Below are 18,182 nucleotides of genomic sequence, written 5' to 3' on the forward strand. Positions count from 1 at the left end.
GGTTTATGTGCAAGCCTGTTGACCTGCGGATTCGTTTCATGGCATGGGCGTTTGGGCAGGGATCGTGCAGCATTTGTCCCGGTCCGCACCGGACCGAGGGAGGGGGGAGCGCTGTGCGTGACCATGTGCGGACGGCGGACGGGCGGCTGCTGCGGGTCGAGATCTCTGGCGATCCATGCGGCCGGCCGGTGTTCCTGCTGCACGGCACGCCCGGCAGCCGGGTCGGCCCCCGGCCGCGGTCCATGTTCCTGTATCAGCGCGGCACGCGGCTCATCAGCTACGACCGCCCCGGGTACGGAGGTTCCGACCGCCAGGCCGGACGCCGCGTCGTCGACGTCGTACAGGACGTGGCCGTCGTCGCGGACGCCCTCGGGCTGGACAGGTTCGCGGTGGCCGGCCGCTCCGGAGGCGCCCCGCACGCGCTGGCCTGCGCCGCGCTGCTGCCGGACCGGGTGACCCGGGCCGCCGCGCTCGTCGGGCTCGCGCCGCGGGACGCGGAGGGGCTCGACTGGTTCGCGGGGATGGCGCCGTCCAACGTGAACGAGTTCCGGACCGCGTCCACCGACCCCGAGCGGTTCGTGGCCCGGCTGATCCCGCGCTCCGCCGCGATCCGCAGTGATCCCGCACGGCTCCTCGAAGAGCTGCGGAGCGAGCTGACCGAAGACGACCGGCTGATCGTCTCGGACACCGGCATGAGGTCGATGATGCTGCGCAACTTCCGTGAGGCGCTGCGCACTTCACCGTACGGATGGATCGACGACGCCCTCGCTCTCGCCGGTCCCTGGGGATTCGACCCCGCCGACATCCGGGTGCCGGTCATGCTGTGGCACGGCGGGAAGGACGTGTACTCCCCGGCCTCCCACGCCTCCTGGCTCGCCGACCGCATCCCGCGGGTCAGGACGGTCGTCGAACCCACCGCGGCCCACTTCTCGGCACTGCGCGCACTGCCCCAGGCACTCAACTGGCTGACCCGGGACACCCCCGACTGACGGTGAGGTGTCCCACCCAAAGACCCTCAGACCGCCAGCGGCTCCAGATCCCGGTAGATCCGTCGCTTGATCTCGGCGAACTGCGTCATGCCGTTCTCGTCCCCGAGCAGCCTGCGCAGCTCCGGGAGAGCCTCGTCGCGCAGCCGGTGGGCCTCGTCCTCGCGGCCGAGCGCGCTCAGTGTGAGCGTGGAGTTGCTGACGACGGCCAGGGTCTCGGGGTGATGCGGGCCCAGTACGGAACCGAGGGCGTCCACCGCCTTCTTCTCCAGCTCCCGGGCCTCGTCGAACCGCCCCTGGTCGGCCAGCACGTTGGCGTAGTTGATGCCGGAGAACAGGGTGTGCGGATGCTGCTCCCCGAGCACCTCCGCCATCCTCGGCACCACCTGGCCGAACACCTCCTCCGCCGCCGCGGCGTCTCCGCAGCCCCAGTGGAAGATCCCCAGGTTGTTGAGAGCGGCCTGCGTGTACGGGTGGTCCTTGCCCGGCACCTTCACATACTCGGCCAGCGCCTCCTGGGCCACCTCGCGCGCCGTGTCGCGCTCGTCGGCGGCGAACAGGTCGGCCGCCATGTTGAGGTCGCAGGCGAGGGAGTCCGGAGTCGGCGCCGGGTACTGGGCCCGGTACTCGGCCCTGGTCGAGGTCGTCAGCCGCCGGGCGTCCTCCAGCTGCCCCGCCCTGCGCAGCGAGACGGCCAGGGACTTCGCGCACCTGAGGGTGCCCGGGAAGCTCTTGCCCAGGATGCGCTTGTGCGCGTCGTAGGCGCGCGACAGCAGTGCCACGGACTCGGAGTAGCGGCCGACCTCCCGCAGGTCGCGGCCGAGACATTCGGCCGAGGACAGGGTGTAGGGGTGGTCGGGCCCCAGCACCTCCGTGCGCCGGTCCAGCGTCTCCTGGTCGAGGGCGCGGGCGTCGCTGTAGCGGCCCACCATGCGGAATGCCAGCGCGAGGTTGTTGGCCGCACTGAGGGTGCGCCGGTGCGACTCGTGGAAGATCTGGCTGAAGCCCTGGTGCGCCTCGCGGGCGAGTTCGACCGCGGACCGGTAGGCGCCGAGCGCCGCGAGGTCACTGGCCAGGTTGGACGTCGTGACGTACGTGTGCGGATGCGAGGGGCCGAGCACGCTGCGCTGGCGCTCCAGGAGTTCCGTGTCTATCTCGCGGGCCTCCACATAGCGCCCCTGGGAACGCAGCACGCTGGCGAGCTGGCAGCGCAGATACAGGTACTGCACATCGTCCTCGCCGAGCAGCGGCTTCCAGTGCGCGAGCAGGTCCTCGGCACGCTGCTGGGCGTTGGGGAAGTCGCCGCGCTTCCAGAGGTAGCGGACGCGGTCGATGAGCAGGCGGCGGGCCTCGGCCTCCTTGCAGCTGCGGGCGTCCGACGCGGTGAGGTGCGGCCAGATGACGGCGAAGCGCGGCCATGTCTCGGGGTCGTCGATGGGCTCGTCGCCGTCGGGGCGGGCACCCGCAAGGACGGTGTGCACCACGTGCCGGGCCTGCCGCTGCTCCTCCTCGGTCAGCTGGGCGCGGATCACGGCCTGCACCAGCCGGTGGACCTGGATGCTGTTGCTGACCTGGTCGACCTTGGCGAGCGCGAACCGGCCGATCTCACGAATGACGCGGCCGAGCAGCAGACTCTCCTGGAGAGCGGGGTCGTACCGCTTGAGGTCGTCGATCATCTCCTTGCTGTACAGCAGCTGCGAGGAGATCTGCTCGGGGGCGAGAAAAGCGCAGAGCTGGAGCAGACGGACCGACGCAGGTGAACGTTCCTTCAGCCGGGCGATGGAGATGTTCCAGGTCGCGGCCACCGAGTGGGAGTAGTCGGCGGGCTGGTTGAGCGCCAGCACGTCGGTGGTCTGTTCGGCGAGCTGGCGCAGATAGTCGTCGATAGGGGTGGCCGTCTCCGCCAGCCAGGCCGCCGTCTGCTCGACCGCCAGGGGCAGGTCGCCCACCGCGTTCGCCACCTTGTCGGCCTCGTCCTCGCTGAGCCCGGAGGCACGCCGGGTGAGGTGCTCGACGCTCTCGTCGCGCAGGAAGACGTCGATGGGCATGGACGTTCCCTGCTGCGCCCAGGCCTGGTTGCGCGAGGTGATGAGGATGTGTCCGCCGCCGCCCGTCGGGAAGTAGCGGGAGAGCCTCGCCGGGTCGTCGGCGTTGTCGAAGACGAGTATCCAGCGCTTGGTCGGCAGCCCGCGGGCGAGCATCTGCAACGCCTCCTGGCCGGCCAGGGTCATGTCCTCGCCGCCCGGTGCACCGATACGGGCGGCCAGTTCGGCGAGTGAGGCGACGATGTCGTCCTCGTGCTCGGCCGAGATCCACCACACCAGGTCGTAGTCGGCCATGAAGCGGTGTACGTACTCGATGGCGACCTGCGACTTGCCGACCCCGCCGAGCCCGAACAGCGCCTGGGGCTGCGGCAGAACGGCGGACACGCCGCCGCCGAGCTGGTCGCGGACCCGGTCCAGGATGAGATTGCGGCCGGTGAAGGTGGTGTTGCGCTGGGGGGCGTTCCAGATCGCCGGGGTGTTCCCGGGGAACCGGGGCCCCGAAGGTCCGATGTCGACGGGCTGCGCCGGCACGTCCACGGCGCCAAGGAGCTCGGTGACGCACTGGGCGTCGTCGAGCCGGTGCAGGTCGACCGGGTTGTGGTCCCGGTACGAGGTGGGCGTGGGGACGTCGTCGACGCGCAGCGAGACCATGGTGCCGTGCACGCCCTCCGGGTCCGAGTCGCTGAGGGCGCGCCAGATGGCGTCCGCGTACCGGGACTTCTGGAAGGCCTTCGACAGCAGCACGAGGGTGCGCACCGTCGGGTCCGGGCGTTCGACGGGACCGGTGGATATCTCGTGCAGTGTGACGACGCAGCCGCAGCGCCGCAGGATCGCGTCGGCCCAGTCGGCCCAGGTGCGGTTCTCCGCCGCGTACGCGAGGACGACATTGGCCGTCGCCGCCAGCGGCCGCCGCCGCAGGAACGCGTCACGGCAGCGCAGCCGCACCGGCTCGGGTACCGGCGGCAGCGAGGTGATCTCGCCGTCGGAGATGACGGAGGTGAGCCGTTCGAAGGCGGACAGCAGCGAGTTGGCGATACCGCTCTCGTCGCCGACGGTGGCGAGCGTCTCCTCGTACGCGTAGTAAGGGCGGTAGGGGATCTCGACGTTGCCCCAGTACGCGGTCAGGTCCTCGGAACCGAGCTCCTCGCCGCCGAGCCCCTTGGGCAGCCCGTCGAACTTCAGCCGGGCGAGGGCTCGTCCGGCGTCGACCTTCTCCTTCTCGCCCTCGTCGATGCGCATCGGGACGGGCAGCACCCGGATGGTGCGCTTGCGGTAGCCGTCCTCGACGCTGCGGGCCACGGCGGCCGCGCCGTCCAGCGACTGGTCGCTGAGCGTGAAGCAGTCCACGAGCACGTCGGGCATCTGGATGGTGCAGATGTCGGCGTTGTCGGACAGCCCGGTCCGGCTGTCGATCAGGACGTAGTCGTAACTGGCCTTCATGTCGTCGCGCAGCGCGTCGAGGAACAGCCCGCCGCCGAGCCGTTCGTAGAAGTTGTCCCACTCGAAGGAGGACACGGTCGCCGAGTACGAGCGGTCCTGGCGGCCGGCGGACAGGAAGTCGAGCGAACCGCCGTCCTGGAAGCGCAGTCCGAGGCGCTCGGGGGTGAGCGAGATGGCGTGCTGCTCGACATGCGCGTAGTCGAGGTGCCAGGCGCCGGAGCGCTGGGGTCCGGTGGTCGCGGCCCAGGCGTAGTCGTGGATCAGATTGATGACACCGGTGGTGGCCGCGAGCGCGTTGGGATCGAGGAAGGGGTGGAAGAAGCGGTGCAGCCCCGGAGCCTCCAGGTCCCAGTCGACGGCCAGCACACGCTTGCCGTTGGCCGCGAGGATCCACGCAGTGTTGGCCAGGGCCATCGTGCGCCCTGTGCCGCCTTTGTACGAGTAGAAGGTGATGATGCGTCCGTCCTGCTCCGCCGTCATGCTTCTTCTCCTCCGTATTCGGATCCGCCATCGGGGAGCGGCGGGTGGGTGGGGCCTGTCAGGCGGGGCCTGGGGATCGACGGGCCCGGTGGCGGATACGCCTTGGCATGCTTGAGGTACTGCCGGGTCGCGTGGGCGACGACGGTGGGGAGTACGTCGGTGAAGGCCTTCAGGGTCGGCACGCCGTTGACCGCGAGCCGGCTGTCGGTGCGCCTGCCCCGGTCCAGGATCAGCGGCAGGGTCCGCTCCAGTTCCTCGGTGAGCTTCTGGCCCTCGGCGCCGTGACACTGGATGTCGGCCCGGTTCCAGGGGACGACCGCACTGACCCAGGGGCGGGCGTTCGCGTCGAACGCCTTGAGCCTGCGCCGCCGTTCCTCGTCGGTCAGCGCCCACCGGTCGATGAGCAGAATGCCGGGGTGGCTCGTCGGCGACTTGTCGCCGGCATCGGCGTCGTCCGCGTCGTCCGGCGGCGGGTCCGCACCGGGGTCCTCGTCGTCGAAGGAGGACACCGTGATCCGGTAGTCGAGCGACCGGACCAGCTCCTCGGCGAGCGCGGGCAGCGGCCGGGCCGAATGGTAGGGGTTCCAGTCCTGGGCGTCCTCGCCGTACGGGCGGACGTCGCGGTGCTCGGGAACGCTGTGCCGGGTGGGTGCGGCCACCGTCAGATGGATACGCCGGGGGCCCTCGCCGCGTGGCTTGAAAGCGCTGGGCGTCCGCTCGTGGGCGCGGGGCCTGCTGGAGGGCAGCGGCGACTCGTGTGCGACCCGCACGATCCGCTGGGCCAGCCCGAGAACGGTCTCCTCGTACTCGTCGTGCAGCCGGTTGAGTTTGATCAGCCCGTAGATCCCGTTCGCCGCGTACCGGTCCCCGAAGGCACCGTGGTCGACGTGGATGTGCCGTACGGAGTCCGGGAGTTGGGCGAAATCGATGTGCGTCCACAGGGCGGGGACAATGGCTGTACCGGCACTGGCACCGGTGGCCCGCGCCCGCAGAATGCGCTCGTTGAACGCGAACCATTCCCGACCGCAGCTCTCGCTCGTGAAGTAGCGCGGTGAAAAAAGTGGAACGAAGACCCGGCAGGTCGCGAGATTCTCACTGAGTTTCTCCGGCCACCCGTCCCCCGACCGCATCTCCCGGTCCATGAAACCCGCGGGAGCACCGGCCGGAAGATCCGTGAGCGCCATGATGTGGTCGCACAGATCAGTGAAGAGCACATGCACCCAGTGATCGGGATCGCCTCCGTGCGGCCCCCAGGGTGGCGTATGGGCGTAACTCAGAAAGAAATACGGCCGGTTGTCCGAAGCCCGTTCCCGTTCAGGTGTGTCCACGCGCCCCCCTGCTGACTGATGAACCCCCTGGGGGATGTCATCGAGCCGGAACAAACAATGTGCCCGACGCCCTGCCCACGCGTGCCGTTTGTTTCACGTCATTCACTGGCGATATCCGGACATCCGGGCGCCGGTGAGGTCGACGACCACCTACATGTCCCGAAGAGTGACGTCCTTCCCGGCCAAAGCGCCGGACCGTCAACTCCCAGGACGGGGTGGAGAGTTCATGGGCGGCCGCCTCAGGCCAGCTCGTGCGCCTTCGCCCGTTCCTCCCACTCCGCCCACAGCTGCTCGACCAGAGCGGCTCCGCTCTCGGTGAGGTCCCGTTCGGGCAGCGCGGACAGTTCGGTGAGCGTGCTGCGGGCCCGCTCCAGGGCGTCCGCCCGTGATCGCGCCTCCGGGCGTTCTCCGGGCGGTGGGCTGCAGGCCGCCGTGCCGATCGCCTCACAGGCGGCTTCGAGCAGCCGCCCCGCCCCGCTGCCCGCAAGGGCCAGGTCCGTCGTCTCCCGAAGGCCGGTGAACCTGGCCAGGTGCCCGAGCCTCGGCAGGTGCAGCAGGAACTCCTCCGGCTCCAGGTCGACGGCCACGCCCAGCGCGCCGGGACCGTGCTCGCCGAGCCGGAGACCCGAACCGGCCTCCAACGGCGTCACGGTCGTCACGGTGAGCGCGTTGACGTCACTCCGCCAGCCGGGCATCCGCTCGTCCATCAGCTCCTGCGCCCGCACGACCCGCTTGCGGAACACGCGGCGCTCGCCGGGGTCCAGGGGAGGAGCGACGGGGACGGGGTAGCAGTCGCGGTAGGGATCGGTGTCGTCGATCACCAGCGTGGGGCCCATGGGTGTCAGAGGCCGCCAGTCCGGGGGGTTGTTCTCCTCGTCCGGCCGCACGGACAGGGTGTCCTGCCCGCCGGTGCCGTGGTGCACACGGAAACCGTCCGTCGTCACCTCCACCTCGATCCGGCCGGACCCCGGCAGCGTCAGGGTGCCCAGCGTCGGAAGGTGCAGCTCCGTGTCCCGCTGCTGCCACGACAGGGTCACGGCGGAACCTGCCCGTACGGCCGCAGCGACGACCAGGGATGCGAGGTGGGCCGTGTCGGCGGGGCCGCCCCAGGCGCGGCGCAGCGCCGTGCGTACGTACGGATGCGTCAGGACCGTGTTCAGATGCGGGGCGCAGTGCGTGTCTCCGTCCAGTAGCAGGAGGGCCGCCCACACCTCGCCCCAGTCGTCGTCCTGGTCCGTGCCGCGGTCGTTCAGAGTGGCCAGCAGCTCGCGGGTCAACTCCTGCTGTGCGTAACGGAGTTCTTCGCCGTCGTGCACAGTGGGGGACAGCGCCCGATCGGTGATCCGCTCGGCGACACCCTCGATGAAGCCGCGCAGGTCCGCGCAGAACACGGACGGGTTGTCGAAGCCGCTGCCGGTGCGGTACCGGTGTGCGTAGAGCCCGCCGCCGCAGGAGTCCAGGACCGGGCACTTCCGGCAGGTCTCGCTGACGCCCTGGATGCCCAACTGCCGGTCGCGCACACCGGGATGCTGGGCGAACTCCTCGAAGGTGTGGTGGAAGACGTCGTATCCGGTGGCGGGAGCTCCCGCGTAGGCGGTCTTGAGCGAGTCGGCCTGCTCGAAGGCGCCGTCGGTCTCCACCACCGCGAGATCGGAGGGGGCCAGGCCCATCGCCTCCGTCAGACTCGGACCGCCGCGCAGCGTGCTGAGCACGGAGTCGAAGGTTCTTACCGGCACCCGGCGCCCCTGCTCCTCCCAGCGATCGAAGATCTTGAGGAGCCAGTCGGCGTACGGGGTCTTCGATTCCGTGGATCCGAGGAGGTTGGACGGCCAGGCGGGCGGGGGGTTGTCCCAAGTGGAATGCGGAAGCAGATAATCAATACGGGGCGGATCCAGCGCAGTGAGCGCATCGTGCACCGTGACGGGATCATTCGTCACGTCCACGGTGCACAGCAGTCCGACATAGTGGTGCCGGAATTCGGGAGTCCGCAGAAGGTCGATCCCGCGCAGCACCCGGTCGTAACTGCTGCGGCCCCGGCGGTCCAGCCGGTGACGGTCATTGGCGACCTGGTCTCCGTCGAGGGAGACGCTGACCTTCAGATCGAATTCGTCGAAGATCTCCAAATGCTGTCTTCGTAGCAGCATGCCATTGGTGTGCATGCGGAGATCCAGAGTGGTGATCGGGGCGAGAGCGCGGGTGAGTTCCTCACAGATATGGCGCAGGCGGGCCGGACCTACGAGGAGGGGCTCACCGCCGTGCAGAATTACTGAGAAGGAATCGATTCTCTGGGCTTCCGCATAGCCCGAAAGGCGCTTCGCGACCTGCGCGACCGTTTCTTCGGAGATCACGGCCGGCCGTGTTTTCCAGCTCTGGTCCGCATGTTCGTACATGTAGCAGTGATCGCACGCCAGATTGCACCGGCTGTGGATCTTCAGGACCAGTTCCTGGATGTTGGTCGCGTCACTATAGGGCACTTGGCACAGCGAAGGGGGCGGCGGGGGGCGCTGTCAAGTCAACGTTGTGCCAAAGGAGTTGGCGCCGGGCGTACGCCCCTGGGGTTCCCGGCGCGCCGGGGCGCGGGAACCCCAGGTCATGAAGCCTGGTGCTGCCTTTTCACAGCCCCGCGTTGAAATGCGGGTTCTTGGAGTGCGCTCCGGCGATGTCGGTGAGCCGTCCGGTCGAACGCGCGACGGCGGTGGTGCGGGTGTTGACGGCCGACAGTGGTGTGGGCCGCTTGTGCGTCGCCCGGGAGTCGGCCGAGTCGCGCTGGATCGTCGTCATGCCCCTGGTGTTCATGGCTGTCTCTTGCTCCGTTTTCTGACTAAAGGCTCAGCCGGGTCGGGCTCGCCGCAAGTGGGGACTTCCAACGGTTGAGACCTGAGACAGTCTGAGACCTGAGAAGGGCTGGTGAGCGGGACCTTACCGTAAGAAACACGCCACGGCTCGGCAGTCTGTGGAGCTCTCCACGCATGCTCAAGTATGGGGGTGACCAGCGAGAGCAGCCATTCCTGGTCCGACGTCCATATACGGGGCGGAATCTCTACCTCCGGTTTCTCTTGGAGCTGATTACGAGACGCGGGTCCGTCGGAGTGAGTGACTCGTTCCGGTCATATTCACTCGGTATGTGCGGCCGGGTGATACGGCTGGGAAGCGGGAAAAGGAGAGAGACGTCAGTTCGGCAGGTGCAGGGGGAGCATTGCGGTGACGACCGACCGACCGGCCGGACGGGGCCGGGCGGTGTGCCGTCGCCGGATTCACAGCGGTGACTGCCAGGTGACTCTCGTACCGGGGCCCTCCCCGTCCTCCCTGGCACCGTCGTCGTACACGGTCAGGCGCAGGCCGGGGCGACCGTCCCGGAGGGTCGCCGTCGCGTCGACCGTGACCTCGATGCGGGACACCCCGGGGCGGCGTGACGCGGCGGCCAGTTTGCGGCGCAGGGCGGCGAGGAGGTGACCGGCGACGGGCTCCGTGACGCGGTTCTCGACGGCGCCGGTGAACTGTACGGACGGCTGGAAGCCGAGGACGGCCGCCGCGCCCGCCGTCTCGCGCAGGACCTTGCCGCGGAGGGTGGTGGGGGCGTCGGCGGGCGGCTGCTGGAGCGCGAAGATCGCGGTGCGCACCTCCTGGATGGTCGACTGCAACTCGTCTACGGCGCGGCCGAGAGTGTCGTGCACGTCGTCGCCTTCACCGGTGCCGCGACGCTGGGTGGACTCCAACATCATTCCGGTGGCGAACAGGCGTTGGACGACCAGGTCGTGCAGGTCGCGGGCGATGCGGTCGCGGTCCTCGTAGACCGCGAGCCGCTCCCGGCTGTGCTGGGCGTCGGCGAGGACCAGCGCCAGCGCGGCCTGCGAGGCGAACTGCGTGGCGAGCAGCCGCTCCACCGAGGTGTACGGCCGGTCGCCGCGCCGGCGGGGCAGGGCGAGCGTGCCGATGAGGCGGCCGTCCGCCTGGAGGGGGAGCATCATGCTCGGCCCGAACCGGCTTCGTACCGGCGTGGTCATCCGTGGGTCGGTCGCCGAGTCCTCGATGAACACCGGTTCACCGCCGAAGAGTTGCTCGAGGACGGGACTGCCCGGCTCGATCGTCGTGCCGACGATGTCCCCGGGGTCGTCGAGGGTGGAGGCGGTCACGATCTCCATGCCGCCCTCCGGAGTGGCCTGGAGGATGACACCTGCCGCGGCGTCGGCGAGGACCCGGGCCCGCTCGGCGACGGTCATCAGCGCGTCGGCGGCGGCCTCACCGGTGAGCAGCGCCGTCGTCACGGCCGCAGCGCCCTCGATCCAGCGCTCACGCTGCCGGGCCGTCTCGTACAGCCGGGCGTTGCCGATCGCGATGCCGGCCTGGGTGGCCAGCAGCTTCAGCAGCTGCTCGTCCTCGTCGGTGAACGGGCCGCCCTCCTTGTCGGAGAGATGGAGGGTCCCGAACTCCTGGTCGTCGACGAGGATGGAGACGCCGAGGGAGTCGTCCGCCGAGTCGTCCTCCGCTGCGGTCCCGCCGTCGGACGGGCCCGCCGTACAGATCTCCACGAGTCCGTCGAGCCCGGGGTCGGCCACGCCCAGCGCCGCGTACCGGGCGCCCGTCAGCTCGGCGGCACCGTCCACGATGTGCTGGAGCGTGACCCGCAGTTCGAGGTCGGTGCCGACACTGAGGACGGCTTCCAGGAGGGGCGGGAGGCGGGGGACGGGATCGGTCATAGGGGGTCCCTCCGGAGCCGGGGACGAGATCGGTCGTACGGGGTCCCACCGACGCCGGGGACCGCCGGGGCGCGTCAGTCCGCCAGCGGGTCGAGCACCAGCGGCTCGATCTTGCCCTCCAGCATGTAGCCGAGCCCCTGGACCGCGCACACGTCGGGCCGTTCCGCGATGTGCACCGGCATGCCCGTCGCCTGCCGCAGCATCTGGTCGAGCCCGGGGAGCAGGGCGCTGCCGCCGACCATCATGATCCCGCGGTCGGCGAGGTCGGCCACCAGATCGGGCGGGCAGGAGCGCAGTACCTTGCCGATTCCGTCGAGTACGGCGGTCAGCGGGGTCTGGATGGCATCGCGTACGGCGGCGGTGTCGACCTGCACGGAGCGCGCGAGGCCGGTTGCCACGTCCCGTCCGTGGATCTCCGTCGACGCCGGGCCGTGCGGGGTGAGCCCGTTGCCGGAGAGGGCGAGCTGCAGGGGCCGTACGGCCTGACTCGGCAGCATCAGCTCGTGCTGGTGGCGCAGATGCTGCACGATCGCGTGGTCGACGGCCTCGCCGCCCACCGGGATGCGCTCGGCGGTGACGATCGAGCCAAGCGACAGCACGGCGAGCTGGGTCGCGGCCGCCCCGCACACCATGATCATGGTGGCCTCGGGCCGCTCCACGGGCAGCCCGCACCCGACGGCGGCGGCGATCAGTGTGTCGACCAGCTCGACCCGCCGCGCACCCAGTCCGACCAGCGTCTCGATCGCCGCGCGCTGGGCGAGGGGGTCCGCGTCGTGCGGCGTACAGGCGGCCGCCCGCAGCCGCGGCTTGCGGCGCAGGGTGCGGCGGACCTTGTCACCGAGCAGCTGCCGCAGCATCCGCTGCGCCATGTCGATGTCGACGACCGTGCCGCCGGACACCGGCCGTACCACCCGGATGTAGTCGGGCGTACGTCCCGTCATCTTCTCCGCGAACTCGCCGACCGCGATCAGCGCGCCGGTATTCGTGTTGATCGCCGCGACACTCGGCTGGTCGACGACCAGCCCCGCGCCCTTCACATACACACGGGTCCTCGCCGCGCCCAGATCGACGGCGAAGTGGCAGCGGCGCAACTGCTCCAGACTGTCGGTCATGGCAGATCCTCCCGAGAGCGCAGACGGTGGGGCTCCGCCGGGCGGCGGTCCTCTCTCGCATCGTGCGGTCGCTGACGGGGTGTCGCCTTCTGTGGGGGGCCGGGTGGGGTGCCGCTGGACGGGTGGTCTTCGGCGGGCGCCCTATCCGGTGCGGATCGCTTCGAGGATCGGCGCCAGGGAAGTGACGGTGTGTTCGCAACCCGCGCGGGTCAGCTGCCTCTCGATCCCCTCGCTGTGGGCGTAGCCGATGAAGGGGAGGCCGATCGAGTGCGCGGCGGTCAGCTCGGCGACGGAGGAACCGATGAATACGGCGTCCGAGGGGGAGGTGCTGAACTGGTTCAGGGCGCGGTGGAGGCAATCGGGGTTCGGCATCAGCAGGGTGAGGTCGTTGGATCGTGCGTGCACTGGCACGGAGAGTTTGCGTTTCCTCAGATACGCCATGACAGCGCCCAGTGAGTTGTCCGTGACCAGGCTTGCTCCGCGGATGGGGGTGGCGCTGAGCACGCCGACCAAGACGTCGGCGTGAGCGGTGGGCCGCGCTGAGTGGACGGCTCCCAACTCGATCCGGTCGAGTTCCTGGCGCAGGTCGGCTGCCAGCCGGTGGTCCGCGAGCGCGCGCAACAGGTCCAGTGGGTTGACGTTTCCCTCCAGGAGTGACCGAGCGGTGCCCAGCGGCGAGCCGCTCAGCGCCTCGTCCGGATGACGCAGCTCCACCAGGAGGGCGGCGAGACGCCGGGCGGCCTGCTGCTCCTCCGCGTGTCCGGGGTACAGCCGGGCCAAGGGGCCGTCGAAGCCCAGGAGCACGCACTCGGCGCCGTCCAGGGCCGCGGCCAGCGACCGCTGCCGTGCCTCGGCCCTGCGCTTGACCGGGTTGCGTGCCGGGTCCGGGGGCGGGGCCTGCGGCGGCGGGGCGCCCTCGCGCAGCCGTACCGCGCACACCACCGACAGCCCCGGCACCGGCCATCTGCGCAGCGCCTCGCGCACGGCCAGCTGGGCGGCGCCCCCGCGCCCCAGCGGGTAGCGGCGGGTGATCCGGCCCGCCTCCTTGACCAGGTGGTCGAGGAGCTGCCCGGACACGTCGGCGGTTTCGCTGCGGACGAAGGCCACGGCGTCGTCGACGTGCCAGGACAGTTCCACCGACGCGGTGAAGGAGCTGCCGCCGGAACTGCGCAGCAGCAGCTCGTGACTGGCGTTATGCGTGCTGAGGTCGACCTCGTAGTAGGTGATGAGCGGCCATGAAGTGCGCTTGCCGTGGGGCTGGTTGGGGTTCAGGAGGGTCAGTGGGAGGTTGTTGGGCTGGGTGTGCACGATGGCCGCGCGGCCGGGTTCGGGGGCGCGGATCGTGCGGAGGTTGCGCGTCGTGAAGGGGCCACGCACCAGATCGCGGTCGTCCGGATCGGGGTCCGGGGCGATTTCGGGCAGTTCTAGGGAGCAGCGCCAGGCCAGGGGCTGACCGGTGGTCGACGAGTCCTCGTACACGGCGCCGAAGAGGGCGGGGTCGACGGCGGTGGTGTCGTCGGCCATGAGGTCTTCGTGGAGAACGGGGGAGACGGCGATCTCGATGGCCGGGAGGTCCGGGTCGGCCGGGAGATCCGTGGGCGCGGACTGAGCGGAGTGCCAGAACGTCAGACGGACTCTTGGCAGGTCCGTCAACTCCAGGAGGATGCTGGGCAGTTCACGCAGCGCGGTTTTGAGTACGGTCAGTACGGACGTCTCGGGCGGGGTGAGCACGAGGTAGCCGCCGTCGACGGTGTTCATGTCGTACTGGCCCGAGGCCAGGCCGCTCAGCGAGAGCAGCCAGGTCAGGGGGTGGGCGAGCGTGCGGTGGGCCCCCGGCCGGTCGTCCGCGTCGACGCACTCCATGACGATGACGGGCCGGCCGTCCTCGGGCTGGGCGTGCAGTTCGTGGTAGAGCTCGCGCCAGATCGGCCCCAGCTCGCCGGACTGGCGCCGTTCGTGCTCGTCGTACGCCTCGATGGCCTCGGCGATACGGCCCTGGCCCTTGAGTACGAGGATGCGCAGCCGTCGGAAGTCCTCGCGCTGGGGGTGGGAGTGGAGGAGTACGCCGAGGTCGATGGCCGCCCGTTCGAAGTCACCCAGTTCCAGGTCGAGTTCGGCCCGGGTGGCGCAGAGGGTGAGGCGGAGGGCGCGCAGCCGGCTGCGGGCCGAATCGGCGGCGGGGCCGGGGACGCCGTCGACAGGGTCCCCGATCCACAGGCTGATGGCCTGTTGGACGAACTCGCGGGCCCCCGCCAGGTTTCCGTTGTCCCGCATCGCCTTGGCTGCGGTGACGAGGTCTTCGCCGTGGCTGACGTCGACGGTGCCGGGGTTGGCGTGCAGGGCATAGCCCTCAGCGGTCGTGGCCAGGACTCCGGGGCCCAGGGCCTTGCGCAGACCGGCGGCGTACGTGGCCAGGAGTCGTTCGGCGCGCTGCGGGCGCTGGGGCCCCCACAGTCCCTGGATCAGTGCGTCCTGCGGCACCGGCCTGCCGCGCTGGAGGAGCAGCATGCAGAGCAGGGCCTGTTCCCTGGGGGCGAAGGCGGGGAGGGTGCGGCCGCCCTGCCGGATCAGCACGCGGCCGAGCAGTTGGTAGCGGTACCGGGTCGCCTCGGCGGCCTCGATGACCTGGGAGAAGGAGGGGGTGAGGAAGAGGTCCCTGCCCCGGCGCTGAGCTTCCACCTGCGAGGAGGTGAGAGGGGTGAGGGCGTTGTCGAAGAACGTGCGGAACTCGCCGGGGATTCCGCCGAGTTCGGGGGCGACCACCCCACGGGCCAGCTCCCGGAGCAGGTGACCGAAGTTGTCGAGGTCGGTCGTTTCGCTGCGCCAGGCCGTCCTCCCCAGCGCGAAGCCGGTGATCTTCACGGTGTCGTCCGGGCGGACGATCAGGCCGTTCGGCGTGAGGCTGCCGTGTGCGACGCCCTGTTCGTGCAGCGCTTTGAAGGCTCCCGCGATCTGTTGTGCGAGGGGCGCGAGCAGGGCGATGGGCAGTCCGAAGCCTCCCTCTGCCGTCAGCTCCGCCAGGGTGATCCCCTCCACGAACTCCGTGACGAGATAGGGGATGTCGCCCTCGATGCCGTAGTCGTACACCGCTATGACGTTGGGGTGGTCGACGGCGGCGAGGGCCCGCGCGTCCTGCAGGAACTGCGCGTGCGGCAGTGGATCGAGTGCGGAGTTCGGGGCCACGTCATACGAGACGCTCGCCTGTAGCCCTGGAGCGAGTGCGGAGTACGCGATCACCACCACGGTCCTGTCGGCCTGCGTGTCCTCGGCCAGCATCACCCGCTTGGCCCGCCCCAGCCGCCGTACGATCCGGTACCGGCCGAGCACCAGCCCGCCGGGTGGTGGTGGCGACGCCCCGCCCAGCCGTCGCACACTCTCCTCCCGCACCGTCGCGAACGGCTCGCCCCCGGCGGAGGCATCCCCCTGCCCCGGGGCCAGTACCGGGAACTCCCCGGCGGCCACTCCGGCCCGTGCGTCGATCAACGCGCCTATCCGGGACAGGAGTTCGGAGGTGCGGCTGTGGGCGGTGCGCGGCAGGGTGTGCAGCAGGAGTTCTCGTACGCCGGGACGGAAGGCGTACGAGCCGGGTGCGCCCGGGGTGCTGCTGAGGACTCCGCTGAGGATCACCTCGGCGAGATGGCGCGGCTGCGGGTTCTTCTCGATAGCGGCCTGGACGAGCCGCATCACCGGCAACTCCGGACGCCCGACGGCCAGATGACCGGCGAGCCGGAAGGCCTCGGGGGAGGCGATGGAGCGGAAGCGGAGGACGAGTTCCTCGGGGGAGAGCTGTTCGACGTCGCTCCGGCCCTGCTCGTCCACCGGGGCCGGCGGCGGAGCGAGGTCCAACAGGGCGATGGAGCCGGGGAGATGGGGGGAACCCGCGACCAGGGACGACCAGTTCGCCAGCCAGGGAGCCGACGGCTCCAGGACCGGGAGGGGGAGCGCGTCGGAGTCGGTGGCGTAGGAGTCCACGGCGTACGTGGAGTTGGGGGCCGCCGGCCAGGGCGAGGTGATCCGCGCGGTCGTGGCCGGCAGGGCCGTGGTGCGCCACAGGCGTTCCGGCAGCGGCTGGAGCACCGCCACCGGCATATGGGCCGCCCAGCGGCGCAAGGTGCGGTACCAGCGGGTGCCCGCCGGGCCGCTCCGCCACTGCGGGCCCATGCAGTCGCTGACCAGCAGGGTGACGGTGCGCCCGGCGGCGTACGACTCCTGCGAGCCGGGGCGCACCACCGTGCCGTCGGCGGTCAGCCGGTGCAGCTCCACCGTGCGGAAGACGCCCGACTGGGCCAGGGCGGTGTGCAGTTCACGGACGAGCGGGCGCCAGACCGGCATGGTCGGCCCGGAGTCGTACACCAGGTGCAGGGTCAGCCAGCGTTCGGTGGTGGGGCGCAGCACGGGCACCCACCAGCGGGGCGCCGCTCCGAGCCGGGCGATGCGGTGCGCGGTCGCCTCCTCGTCGAGCTCCTGCCCGATGGGCGCGTCCACCCGGCGCTTGAGCGGACGCAGGGTGCGCTGGATGGCGAGGGGGTGCGGCAGCATCGGGGGAGCGGGGGCGAGGAGGGTGGTGTGCGGGCCGGGACGGGGCTCGTCCGCCGCGGCCTCGTTCTCGTCGTTCCCGTCGGCGGTGGCGGGCCCGGGCAGCAGCAGGGGGATGCGGTCGTCGGGGCGGTGGGGTTCGGCGGGCGGGTTCGCCGGGGGTACGTCCGGCGGTGTGCCCGGCTGCGCGGGTCCCCCGGCCGGTGGCAGGGGTACGGCGGCGGGGCGCTCGCCGGGCCGGGGCGCGGCGGGAGTCGCCTCGCGCGGGGCCGCGATGTGGCCCGCGAGCCACAGCAACTCCGCCAGCTCGACGGAGGCCGGTGGCGCCTCGCCCGACGCCCGCCCCAGCAGCTCGGCGAGTTCGGCGGGTCCTTGGCGGCGCGGGTCCGGATGCCCCGCGGGCCGCAGAGGCTCCGTCGGCTCGGCGGAGGTCGGCTGCTTCCCGGCCGCCGCCCGACCCGGCGACGCGGCGGGTCCTTCGCGGCCCCGGTCAGGAGGCCCCTCAGAACTCATCGTCGTCCCGGGTCCGGCTCAGATACGGCATCAGCTGCTCCGCCAGGTCGTCCCGCGACGCCGCGTCGAGCCCCGCCGCACCCGTCAGGTAGATGGCGTTGAGGAGCTGGTCGGTGGCGAGTTCGCCGCCGGTGCCCCGGGAGAGGAAGCGGGTGATCAGCTCGCGGGCATAGCTGTCCGGCTCGCCGAGGTGAGCGCGGACGATGCTTTCGAGGTGGGCGTCGCGCGGCTGGTGGAGTTCGAGGCGGACGCAGCGGCGCAGGAAGGCGGGCGGGAACTCGCGCTCGCCGTTGCTGGTCAGCACGACGAAGGGGAAGGCGCGGCAGCGGACCCGGCCACGGGAGACGGTGGCACGGTCGTCCGTACCGGCGATCATCACCTCGGCAGCCGGAGTGTGGCGGGCCGACCGGACCAGCTCGGGGATCTCGTACTCGCCCTCCTCCAGGATGTTCAGCAGGTCGTTGGGCAGGTCGAGGTCGCTCTTGTCGATCTCGTCGATGAGCAGGGCGCGGGGGCGGCGGTAGGGGAGAAGCGAGGTGCCCAGCGGGCCCAGGCGCAGATGGTCCTGGAGCTCGCTGTCCGCGGGGAGTTCGCGCGCGGCGGCGCGACCGGCGTCGTACAGACGGGACAGCGGGTCGTACTGGTAGAGCCCGTCGTGCAGGGTGGTGCGGCTGGTGATGTTCCAGCGGAGCACCGGGCCGAGCTTCAACTCCCTTGCCACCGCGTACGCGAGCGAGGACTTCCCGCTGCCCGGCGGGCCCGTCACCAGGAGCGGGCGGCGCAAGTACAGGGCTGCGTTGACTAGTTGGACCGCACGGTCGGTTGCCCGGTAGGTGCGGGCGCGGTGCCTGCGGTCCGGGGAGGTGGCCGAGGTGTCGCCGTCCGCGGCGGGCGTGTCCAGCTCGGGGCCGCCGTCGAAGTCGCGCCAGGGCGGCGGCGCGGGAAGCTTGGCGATGCCGCCGTGGGGCTCGCTCCCACCCGTGTAGACGGGCCACAGGGTCATGCTCTCTCCTCGCTGCGTTGCCGGTCCCTACGCCTGGCAGGC

The 18,182-nt window shown here is 70.8% G+C and carries 9 protein-coding genes; 1 reads left to right on the plus strand and 8 read right to left on the minus strand.

Features of this window, described 5'->3' with window-relative positions; translation table 11 throughout:
- Window positions 1–113 precede the first annotated feature (113 nt).
- Entirely contained in the window at window positions 114–989 is an 876-nt protein-coding gene (locus OG266_RS30520) for an alpha/beta fold hydrolase (RefSeq protein WP_371549504.1), read from the plus strand.
- A 26-nt stretch (window positions 990–1,015) separates the two neighbouring features.
- Here OG266_RS30520 and fxsT read toward each other — a convergent pair whose 3' ends face one another.
- The 8 genes from fxsT to OG266_RS30560 form a co-directional block, all read right to left on the minus strand.
- Complete coding sequence (gene fxsT / locus OG266_RS30525; protein WP_329547777.1) at window positions 1,016–4,951, minus strand: FxSxx-COOH system tetratricopeptide repeat protein; 3,936 nt, start codon at window positions 4,949–4,951, stop codon at window positions 1,016–1,018.
- The gene (locus tag OG266_RS30530; protein ID WP_266462980.1) at window positions 4,948–6,279 is read right to left on the minus strand and encodes a TIR-like protein FxsC; all 1,332 of its coding nucleotides are present in this window, start codon (window positions 6,277–6,279) and stop codon (window positions 4,948–4,950) included. The genes fxsT and OG266_RS30530 overlap by 4 nt, the downstream gene beginning before the upstream one ends.
- Before the next feature lie 239 nt (window positions 6,280–6,518).
- A complete protein-coding gene (gene fxsB, locus OG266_RS30535; protein WP_371549507.1) occupies window positions 6,519–8,753 on the minus strand; it encodes a radical SAM/SPASM protein FxsB, inactivated metallohydrolase extension form in 2,235 nt (744 codons plus the stop codon).
- A gap of 139 nt (window positions 8,754–8,892) precedes the next feature.
- The gene (locus OG266_RS30540) at window positions 8,893–9,075 is read right to left on the minus strand and encodes a hypothetical protein (RefSeq protein ID WP_266462986.1); all 183 of its coding nucleotides are present in this window, start codon (window positions 9,073–9,075) and stop codon (window positions 8,893–8,895) included.
- A 458-nt stretch (window positions 9,076–9,533) separates the two neighbouring features.
- Window positions 9,534–10,976 (minus strand): GAF domain-containing protein, encoded by a 1,443-nt coding sequence (locus OG266_RS30545; RefSeq protein ID WP_371549509.1) that lies wholly within the window; start codon window positions 10,974–10,976, stop codon window positions 9,534–9,536.
- 74 nt (window positions 10,977–11,050) lie between these two features.
- On the minus strand, window positions 11,051–12,088 hold the full coding sequence (locus OG266_RS30550) for a rod shape-determining protein (protein WP_266462992.1): 1,038 nt from the start codon (window positions 12,086–12,088) through the stop codon (window positions 11,051–11,053).
- A gap of 141 nt (window positions 12,089–12,229) precedes the next feature.
- A complete protein-coding gene (locus tag OG266_RS30555) occupies window positions 12,230–17,137 on the minus strand; it encodes an SAV_2336 N-terminal domain-related protein (RefSeq protein ID WP_371549512.1) in 4,908 nt (1,635 codons plus the stop codon).
- Entirely contained in the window at window positions 17,127–18,140 is a 1,014-nt protein-coding gene (locus tag OG266_RS30560) for an AAA family ATPase (protein ID WP_371549514.1), read from the minus strand. The genes OG266_RS30555 and OG266_RS30560 overlap by 11 nt, the downstream gene beginning before the upstream one ends.
- Between the last annotated feature and the right edge of the window lie 42 nt (window positions 18,141–18,182).

Source organism: Streptomyces sp. NBC_00554 (assembly GCF_041431135.1).
In the GTDB taxonomy this organism is placed as follows: domain Bacteria; phylum Actinomycetota; class Actinomycetes; order Streptomycetales; family Streptomycetaceae; genus Streptomyces.